The 9,423-nt window shown below is 42.7% G+C and carries 9 protein-coding genes and 1 riboswitch; all 9 genes read left to right on the top strand.

Features of this window, described 5'->3' with window-relative positions; genetic code table 11:
* The first annotated feature begins 638 nt into the window (after positions 1–638).
* The 9 genes from H9631_RS16295 (at position 639) to purF (ending at position 9,306) form a co-directional block, all read left to right on the top strand.
* Positions 639–1,181, top strand: coding sequence for a DUF2179 domain-containing protein (locus tag H9631_RS16295; RefSeq protein WP_191814660.1), 543 nt, complete (start codon positions 639–641; stop codon positions 1,179–1,181).
* Positions 1,181–1,387, top strand: a complete 207-nt coding sequence (locus H9631_RS16290; RefSeq protein ID WP_191814658.1) for an NETI motif-containing protein — start codon at positions 1,181–1,183, stop codon at positions 1,385–1,387. The genes H9631_RS16295 and H9631_RS16290 overlap by 1 nt, the downstream gene beginning before the upstream one ends.
* Before the next feature lie 56 nt (positions 1,388–1,443).
* Positions 1,444–1,544: riboswitch (purine riboswitch) on the top strand.
* 268 nt (positions 1,545–1,812) lie between these two features.
* Positions 1,813–2,301: a 5-(carboxyamino)imidazole ribonucleotide mutase gene (gene purE, locus H9631_RS16285; RefSeq protein ID WP_191814656.1), complete on the top strand. Its 489-nt coding sequence runs from the start codon at positions 1,813–1,815 to the stop codon at positions 2,299–2,301.
* Entirely contained in the window at positions 2,288–3,415 is a 1,128-nt protein-coding gene (purK, locus tag H9631_RS16280) for a 5-(carboxyamino)imidazole ribonucleotide synthase (protein WP_191814654.1), read from the top strand. Before purE ends, purK begins: the two co-directional genes overlap by 14 nt.
* A 24-nt stretch (positions 3,416–3,439) precedes the next feature.
* Positions 3,440–4,735 (top strand): adenylosuccinate lyase, encoded by a 1,296-nt coding sequence (gene purB / locus H9631_RS16275; RefSeq protein ID WP_191814652.1) that lies wholly within the window; start codon positions 3,440–3,442, stop codon positions 4,733–4,735.
* A gap of 30 nt (positions 4,736–4,765) precedes the next feature.
* Positions 4,766–5,020 carry a phosphoribosylformylglycinamidine synthase subunit PurS gene (purS, locus tag H9631_RS16270; RefSeq protein WP_191814650.1) on the top strand — a complete coding sequence of 85 codons (255 nt, stop codon included), beginning with the start codon at positions 4,766–4,768 and terminating at the stop codon, positions 5,018–5,020.
* Positions 5,017–5,703 carry a phosphoribosylformylglycinamidine synthase subunit PurQ gene (gene purQ / locus H9631_RS16265; RefSeq protein WP_191814648.1) on the top strand — a complete coding sequence of 229 codons (687 nt, stop codon included), beginning with the start codon at positions 5,017–5,019 and terminating at the stop codon, positions 5,701–5,703. Before purS ends, purQ begins: the two co-directional genes overlap by 4 nt.
* Positions 5,687–7,912, top strand: coding sequence for a phosphoribosylformylglycinamidine synthase subunit PurL (gene purL / locus H9631_RS16260; RefSeq protein WP_191814646.1), 2,226 nt, complete (start codon positions 5,687–5,689; stop codon positions 7,910–7,912). Before purQ ends, purL begins: the two co-directional genes overlap by 17 nt.
* A gap of 20 nt (positions 7,913–7,932) precedes the next feature.
* Positions 7,933–9,306 (top strand): amidophosphoribosyltransferase, encoded by a 1,374-nt coding sequence (gene purF / locus H9631_RS16255; RefSeq protein ID WP_318246824.1) that lies wholly within the window; start codon positions 7,933–7,935, stop codon positions 9,304–9,306.
* Positions 9,307–9,423: the final 117 nt, after the last annotated feature.

Raw genomic sequence — 9,423 nt, 5'->3', positions numbered from 1 at the left:
TATGAGCTAAAGGCTAAGAAAAGAAATAATTCATTTCTTTAGAGACCCGTTCGCACAATCAGGAGCTGTTTTCGCACGATCATCTCCAATTTCGCACGATAAAACGAAAAATCGCACGATAAACCCGATTTTCGCACGAATCCTCCAGAATTCGCACAATAACCCAGTTCGAAGCCGAAAAGCTTGATCCAGAAACTAAAGCAACAACCAGTTCGTAGCAAAAAAGATGAAGCTGCGGCTAAAACATGAACGGTTAATAGCCAAACTGTAACTCTTTCCACACCGAGCTGCCACACTCAAGAACACAATCATATTATCAAGCTAAACCTCTAATTTTGACTCTCTTCTTCCCAAAAAGATTAATCGTTTTCTGATAATACTATTAAATATGAAAACAGATTAAAATCCTTTATAATTGTCTCAGGTTTAACTTCATTCAGCATAAGACTTTGACTCAGTAAGTGAATGAAAGTATGTTGGTATTCCATTCAGCGGGTGTTCAAACCCCGCCTGAACAAAGTTTAGGCCTCTGGCGGATGCCATAGATTTTCAGAGGTTTAATTATCGATTGAAGCTCAATAAAATCTGGACGCAAATACGCCAAGGCGAATTTGATTTAAGAAAGGATGGGGCCCTCAATGTTGGAGAATGGCTTGATAATGGTTGCCATTATTTTTATTATTAATGTTATTTATGTTTCTTTTTTCACGATCCGAATGATTTTGACGTTAAAGGGATATCGGTATATTGCAGCGGTTGTCAGCATGATAGAAATTGTTATTTATGTTGTGGGCCTTGGCCTGGTGCTGGATAACTTGGATCAAATTCAAAATCTCATTGCTTATGCCGTAGGTTATGGTACTGGGGTTATAGTAGGAACAAAAATTGAAGAAAAGATGGCACTCGGATACATAACCGTGAATGTCATTACAAAAGAATATGATAGAGATCTTCCGAAGCAGCTTCGCGATAAGGGTTATGGAGTAACAAGTTGGGCGGCCCATGGGCTCGAAGGGGAGCGAATGGCCTTGCAGGTGCTAACGCCTAGAAAATATGAATTAAAGCTATATCAGCTCATCAAGGAGCTGGATCCGAAGGCTTTTATCATTGCCTATGAACCGAAAACGATTTATGGCGGCTTCTGGGTAAAATCTGTAAAGAAGGGAAAACTGCCTCATTGATGTCCGCGAAAAAAAGGTTTGCCGTTGAAGAAAACGAAACGATTAGCGAATGTTTAGCAAGAATGGAGCGGGAAGGATACAGGCCTGTTCGAAGAATTGAAAAGCCTGTATTTATAGAAGAAAAGAAAAAAGGAAAAATCGAATATAAGCCAGTTTCTCAAAAGATTATTTTTGAAGGAATAAAGTTGCCTAAATCCGAACATTAACAAAAAAGAATTATTCATCGTTCGATTATTGTTTGACATCGATACGTTGGATTGTTAAGATTATATTGTTAAAGCCTCATATATCATGGGGATAAGGCCCATAAGTTTCTACCCAATTACCGTAAATAATTGGACTATGAGGAAAGTGGGATTTGGGAAAAATGATTGTGCATGAACTCCCGGATAATCTGCTTTCTTTTCAAAAGAGAGTAGTTTATCCGGTTTTTGATTTTTATCTGGCTCCAACGCTAAGGAATTACAGTGCAATGAAGGCGAAGTGACAGAAGGTCGTTGCCTGAGCCAACAGAGTTCCCACCAGGCCAATAATTTCGGAAAAGAAACGTTTGGCTGATAACAGGTACTCACTTCCTTATTAGGTGCTTGTATTTTTCTTTTAAAAAAACAGAGGCGGAGGGTTTTATTTTATGAAGGCCGAAGTCGGAATTATTATGGGCAGTACATCTGACTGGGAAACAATGAAGCATGCTTGTGACATTTTAGATGAGCTTGAAGTTCCTTATGAAAAAAAGGTCGTATCTGCGCACAGAACACCAGATTTAATGTTTGAATATGCAGAAACTGCCAAAGAAAAAGGGTTAAAAGTCATTATTGCCGGTGCTGGCGGTGCAGCGCACTTGCCAGGAATGGTCGCAGCCAAAACTTTAGTTCCCGTTATTGGTGTTCCGGTTGAATCAAGAGCTTTGAAAGGAATGGATTCATTATTATCCATTGTTCAAATGCCAGGAGGTGTTCCAGTGGCAACCGTTGCCATTGGAAAGGCAGGGGCTACAAACGCTGGCCTTCTTGCAGCTCAAATCTTAGCGACGGAAAATGATGCCCTTTATAAAAAACTTACAAACAGAAGAGAAACTTTGAAAGAAAAAGTTTTAGGAAGCAGTGATGAGCTTGTCTAAAGTGATACAACCGGGGAGTACAATTGGAATTATTGGCGGCGGGCAATTGGGTCGTATGATGGCATTGGCTGCGAAGCATGCTGGGTTTAAAATTGCTGTTGTGGAACCATCACCTTATTCACCCGCGGGGCAAGTGGCAGATGAAGAAATCATTGCTCCTTACGATGATAAGGATGCCCTTTTAAAATTGGCCTCTGTCAGCGATGTGATTACTTATGAATTTGAAAATGTTGACTATGAAGCACTCAAATGGTTGACGGAAAAAGCGTATGTGCCTCAAGGAGCTGAGTTGATCAAAATTACTCAGGACCGTATTTTGGAAAAACAGGCATTGACCGACGCTGGAGTGGAGGTTGCTCCTTATGCAGTCATTCGCAATGAAGAGGATCTTAATAGAGAAATGGAGCATATTGGTTTCCCAAGTGTATTAAAAACTTCCCGTGGAGGATATGACGGAAAAGGGCAATTTGTTTTACGCGGGACCAAAGATGCTAAGGAAGCTATATCTCTGTTAAAAAACGGGCCATGTGTGCTTGAAGCATGGGTTCCATTTGAAAAAGAAATTTCAGTGATCATGACAAGAGGAATGAATGGAGATCTAGAGTGCTTTCCAGTTGGTGAAAATATTCACGTAAACAATATCTTGCATGAAACCATTGTTCCAGCCAGAGTGTCCGAAAACGTGGTGGAGGATGCGGAGCAATTGGCTGGAAAAATAGCTGAGCACTTAAACTTGGTCGGAACGCTGGCTGTGGAAATGTTTTTGACAAAAGATGAAAAAATTTATGTGAATGAGCTAGCACCGCGTCCACACAATTCCGGACATTACTCGATTGAAGCATGTAACATTTCGCAGTTTGGTCAACATATCCGAGCGGTTTGCGGTTGGCCTCTTATGAAGTCAAGATTATTGGAGCAGGCTGTGATGGTAAATGTGCTAGGTCAGCATGTGGAAGGTGTCATTGGGCAAATTCAGCAACAACCGGATTGGAATGTACATTTTTACGGAAAAGAAGAAGCAAAGGTGAACAGGAAAATGGGACATATCACGATACTCACTGCTGATATGGATAAAACTCTGGAAGAGCTGCGTGTAAATGAGGTTTGGAAATAGCTTGAAAAGAGAGGGTTTCTGACGATGATTGAACGATATACAAGACCTGAAATGGGAGCTGTTTGGAACGAAGAGAACCGGTATAATGCATGGCTGGAAGTTGAGATTCTAGCGTGTGAAGCCTGGGCTGAGTTAGGGGAGATTCCCAATGAAGACGTTAAAAAAATCCGTGAAAAAGCTGGATTCGACGTTGACCGGGTTAAAGAGATCGAACTGGAGACAAGGCATGATGTTGTAGCTTTTACAAGAGCTGTCTCAGAAACGCTTGGTGAAGAACGGAAATGGATTCACTATGGATTGACATCTACGGATGTCGTGGACACGGCCCTTTCTTATTTATTAAAACAGGCGAATATAATCATCAGGAAAGATCTCGAGAACTTTATCAATATTTTACGTAAAAAAGCAATTGAGCATAAAGATACGGTCATGATGGGCAGAACGCACGGTGTTCACGCGGAACCGATAACATTCGGATTAAAGCTTGCCCTCTGGTACGAAGAAATGAAACGAAATTTGGAGAGGTTCAATCAGGCAGCAGAGGGAGTCGAGTTCGGAAAAATTTCTGGAGCTGTTGGCACTTACGCAAACATTGATCCTTTTATAGAGAAATTTGTTTGTGAAAAGCTAGGGCTGCAGCCGGCACCTCTTTCAACGCAAACATTACAGCGTGACCGCCATGCTCACTATATGAGCGTTCTCGCGTTGGTTGCCACATCCATTGAAAAGTTCGCTGTTGAAATCCGCGGTTTGCAAAAAAGTGAGACACGTGAAGTAGAAGAATTTTTTGCAAAAGGACAAAAAGGATCTTCTGCCATGCCTCATAAACGCAATCCGGTCGCATCGGAAAACATGGCCGGAATGGCTCGCGTTATAAGAGGCTACATGATGACAGCATATGATAATGTTCCTTTGTGGCATGAGCGTGACATTTCGCATTCATCCGCTGAACGGATTATTTTGCCGGATGCAACCATTGCTTTGGATTATATGCTGAATCGCTTTGGTAATGTCGTGAAAAACTTGACTGTCTATCCGGAAAATATGAAAAGAAATATGGATCGAACACATGGATTGATTTTTTCACAGCAAGTGTTGCTAACTTTAATTGACAAAGGGCTTTCCCGTGAAGAGGCGTATGATACAGTACAGCCTAGGGCTATGGAGGCATGGGAAAAACAAGTCTCATTTAAAACGTTGATTGAAGAGGATGCAACTGTTCAAAAGCTGCTTTCCCAAGATGAAATTGATGAATGTTTTGACCCGAGGTATCACTTGAAACACGTTGATACAATATTTGAACGTCTTGGATTGAATTAAAACTCGCGAAAGCGAAAGGAGAAATGGAAGATGTATAAAGTGAAGGTATTTGTAACATTGAAGGAAAGTGTCATCGATCCTGAAGGAGCGGCGGCAACAAAGGAATTGAAGAAATCTGATTTTCCTGAAGTTGAAAATGTCCGTGTTGGGAAATATATCGAATTGACCATCGACAAAACAGATAAAAATGTGGAAGAAGCAGTCCACGAAATGTGCAAAAACCTTCTTGTGAATACGGAAGTTGAAGATTACCGCTTTGAAATCGAGGAGGCGGCTGCAAAGTGAAAATCGCGATAGTCGTTTTTCCAGGTACAACATGTGAATCTGATTTATATGAAGCAGTTAGGCAGACGACCGGAGAAGAAGCAGAGTATGTCCGTCACGATGCAGCAAGTCTTGAAGGATATGATGCTGTTCTACTTCCAGGAGGTGCATCATATGGCGATGCCGTCCGGCCGGGAGCTATTGCCAAAAGACAACCTGTCATAAAAGAAATCATCAAAGCGGCTGAAGCTGGGAAGCCTGTTCTTGGAATTGGAAATGGATTTCAAATTCTTCTTGAAGCAGGATTGCTTCCTGGGACACTGTTTACTAACGAAAGGTTGAAATTTGTTTGTAAGCCGGTCAAGCTTCAAGTGGTGAACAATGACACTGCATTCACTTCACTTTATGAAAATGGGGAAACTATTTCATTGCCTGTAGCTCATAAAAAAGGTTGTTTTTACTGCAGTGAAGTGGAATTAAACAAGTTGAAAGACAATAATCAAATCATCTTCACTTATACATCTGAAAATCCAAATGGCAGTATGGCTGACATTGCCGGCATTGCAAATGAAAAAGGAAATGTCCTTGGCTTGATGCCACACCCTGAAAGAGCTGTAGATGAACTATTAGGCAGTGCTGATGGAGTGAAATTGTTCAAATCAATTGTACAAAACTGGAGGGAAACAAATGTCACAAATGCTTGAGCCGAATCCATCCGAGATTAAAGAACAAAAGATCTATCAAGAGATGGGCTTGTCAGACGAAGAGTTCGAACTTGCAGAGAAAATGCTTGGAAGAACGCCAAACTATACGGAAACTGGACTTTTCTCCGTCATGTGGTCTGAGCATTGCAGCTATAAGAGCTCCAAGCCTGTGCTGAAAAAATTCCCGACAGAAGGAAAGCAAGTTCTACAAGGGCCAGGAGAAGGTGCTGGAATCGTGGACATCGGCGATAACCAGGCGGTTGTTTTTAAAATTGAGAGCCACAACTCTCCATCGGCTATTGAACCATATGAAGGGGCAGCGACCGGCGTGGGTGGAATTGTCCGTGATGTATTTTCAATGGGTGCTCGTCCGATTGCGGCTATGAACTCCTTAAGATTTGGTGAATTGGATTCTCCAAGAGTTCGTTACCTGCTTGAGCAGGCAGTAGCTGGAATTGCTGATTATGGAAACTCACTTGGTGTTCCGACAGTAGGCGGAGAGATTCAATTTGACCCTGCATATGAAAGTAATCCTCTCGTCAACGCAATGGTAGTGGGTCTGCTCAACCATGAAGATATGCAAAAAGGACAAGCGAAAGGTGTAGGCAATACTGTAATGTATGTTGGCGCTGCGACTGGCCGCGACGGTATTCACGGTGCTACTTTCTCCTCAGTGGAACTGTCTGAGGATGAAGAAGAAGAACGCGCAGCGGTCCAGGCAGGAGACCCGTTTACAGAGAAGCTGTTGATGGATGCTTGTTTGGAGCTCGTAAAATCAGATGCTTTAATCGGGATTCAGGATATGGGTGCAGCCGGATTGACAAGTTCTTCTGCTGAAATGGCAAGTAAAGCGGGCTACGGAGTTGAAATGAACCTTGATCTGATTCCTCAGCGCGAAGAAAACATGACTGCTTATGAAATGATGCTGTCTGAATCACAAGAACGGATGCTTATTGTTATCAAAAAAGGCCGTGAACAGGAAATTATCGACCTGTTTGCTAAATATGATTTGGAAGCTGTGTCTGTTGGGCATGTAACGGATGATAAAATGCTCCGTCTTCTTCATAAGGGACAGGTTGTAGCCGAAGTATCAGCAGATGCTCTTGCAGAAGATGCTCCAGTTTATCATAAAGTATCTGAGGTTCCGGAATATTTTCGGAAGTATCAGGAGATGGAAGTGGATATTCCGAAAGTGGATGACTACGAAACTACGCTTCTTCAGCTTTTACAGCAGCCGACAGTTGCCAGCAAAGAATGGGTTTACCGCCAATTTGATCATCAGGTAGGCTCAAATACTGTCGTTACTCCTGGATCAGATGCAGCAGTTGTTAGAATTCCAGGAACGAATAAAGGAATCGCGATTACAACGGATTGTAATTCCCGCTACATTTATCTGGACCCAGAAACAGGTGGGAAAATTGCAGTAGCGGAAGCGGCAAGAAATGTTGTTTGTTCCGGTGCTGAGCCGCTTGCAATTACTGACGGCTTGAACTTCGGAAATCCGGATAAACCGGAAATTTTCTGGCAGATTGAAAAATCCGCAGAAGGAATCAGCGAAGCTTGTCTTGCACTAAACAGCCCAGTTATCGGGGGAAATGTTTCGCTGTACAATGAAAAAGGTGGAAAAGCGATTTATCCAACACCAATCATTGGGATGGTCGGCTTGATTCCGGATCTTGGACATGCAACGACACAGTCATTTAAAGAAGCGGGCGACTTGATTTATATTATTGGCGAAGCGAAACCTGAATTTGGCGGAAGTGAGCTTCAGAAATTGGTTCACGGCGAAATTTTTGGAAAAGCCCCTGCACTTGATCTGGAAGTTGAGGTTGAAAGACAGAAGCAGATTCTGGCAGCAATTCGGGAAGGTCTTGTATCTTCTGCCCATGATATTTCAGAAGGAGGAGCAGCTGTAGCCCTTTCTGAAAGCTTGTTTGGCACCGAAGGCCTCGGTGTGGAAGTAACTCTTTCCGGAGATAAAACAACAGCATTATTCTCTGAAACACAATCTCGTTTTATCCTTTCGGTCAAGAAGGAACATCAGGCGGCGTTTGAAGAAATCGTGAGTGAGGCAATTTTGATTGGTAAAGTGACAGACAACGCAGAATTAGTCATCCTTAATGAAGATAAAGAGATATTGATCAAATCCGACAGCAGCAAGATGGAAGAGGCTTGGAAGGGAGCTATCCCGTCTCTGCTGAATAAATAAGCATAAATGAGGTATGCAGTGTGTTTGGAATATGGGGTCACCCTGATGCAGCCAGAATGACATATTATGGTCTGCACAGTCTACAGCATAGAGGGCAAGAAGGCGCCGGAATTGTTGTAACAGACGGAAAGCGCATGAAAGGCATAAAAGGAGATGGGCTTGTCAACGACGTTTTTGACGAAAAGAAGCTTGACAGCCTCAAAGGTGCCGGAGCGATTGGCCATGTTAGATATACAGGAAAGAGCGGCATTGAAAATATCCAGCCGCTTCTCTTCCATTCCTCAAGTGGAAGTCTTGCTCTTTCACATACGGGAAATTTGATCAATGCAAATGATTTAAGGCACCAATTGGAAATGCAAGGAAGTATTTTTCAAACAAATACAGATACGGAAGCACTTGCGCATTTGATTAAACGCAGCGGGTACTTGGCATTGAAAGACAAGGTGAAAAATGCACTTTCAATGGTAAAAGGTGCGTATGCTTTAATCGTATTAACTGAGAATGAATTGATTATTGCGCAGGATCCGAATGGATTACGGCCGCTTTCGATAGGAAAAGTGGGAGATGCATATTGTGTTGCTTCGGAAACGTGTGCCTACGATTTGATTGGAGCGGAGTACATTCGCGATGTTGAACCTGGAGAATTAATCATCATTAATGATGAAGGTTTGTATGAAGAGCGCTTTTCACTATCAGGATCTCATTCCATGTGTACGATGGAATATGTTTATTTTTCAAGACCAGACAGTGACATACGCGGGATCAACATTCATACGGCCAGAAAAAATCTTGGAAAGCAACTCGCAATTGAAGCAAATATCGAGGGTGACGTCGTTACTGGAGTCCCAGATTCAAGTATTTCCTCCGCTATCGGCTTTGCGGAAACCGCTGGTATTCCATACGAGCTTGGTTTGATCAAAAACAGGTATGTTGGAAGAACTTTTATCAAACCAACTCAGGAGCTTCGCGAGCAAGGGGTCAAAATGAAATTGTCCCCTGTCCGCAAGGTAGTCGAAGGAAAGCGTGTCATCATGGTCGATGATTCCATCGTACGTGGGACGACCAGCCGAAGGATTGTACGAATGTTAAAAGAAGCAGGTGCAACGGAGGTTCATGTTTGTATCAGCTCACCGCCAATGACGAATCCATGCTTTTATGGTATTGATGTTTCTACTCACGAAGAATTGATTGCATCTGACCATAGCGTGGAGGAAATCCGAGAGATCATTGGGGCAGATTCACTCACATTCTTGAGCGTCGATGGAATGCTGGAGTCAATCGGAAGAGAAGAACTTGGTAAAAACTGTGGTCAGTGTATGGCCTGTTTTACAGGCGAATACCCAACCGAAATCTACCCAGATACGCCGTTGCCATACGAAAAAGAGATGGAATAAAGAAAAGCGGAGGGCGACGCTAAGCGGCGTATAGACTGGACGCCTCCTGACGAGATAAAGGAAACACGGTGAAGCCAAAGGCGAGCCGATGTTGACTTATCGTAGGAAGGAGAAGGA

Origin of the sequence: Bacillus norwichensis, assembly GCF_014836955.1 — a bacterium.
GTDB lineage: Bacteria > Bacillota > Bacilli > Bacillales > Bacillaceae_C > Siminovitchia > Siminovitchia norwichensis.
Note: the sequence above shows the minus strand (reverse complement) of the source record. Positions and strands in the feature narration are given on the sequence as shown.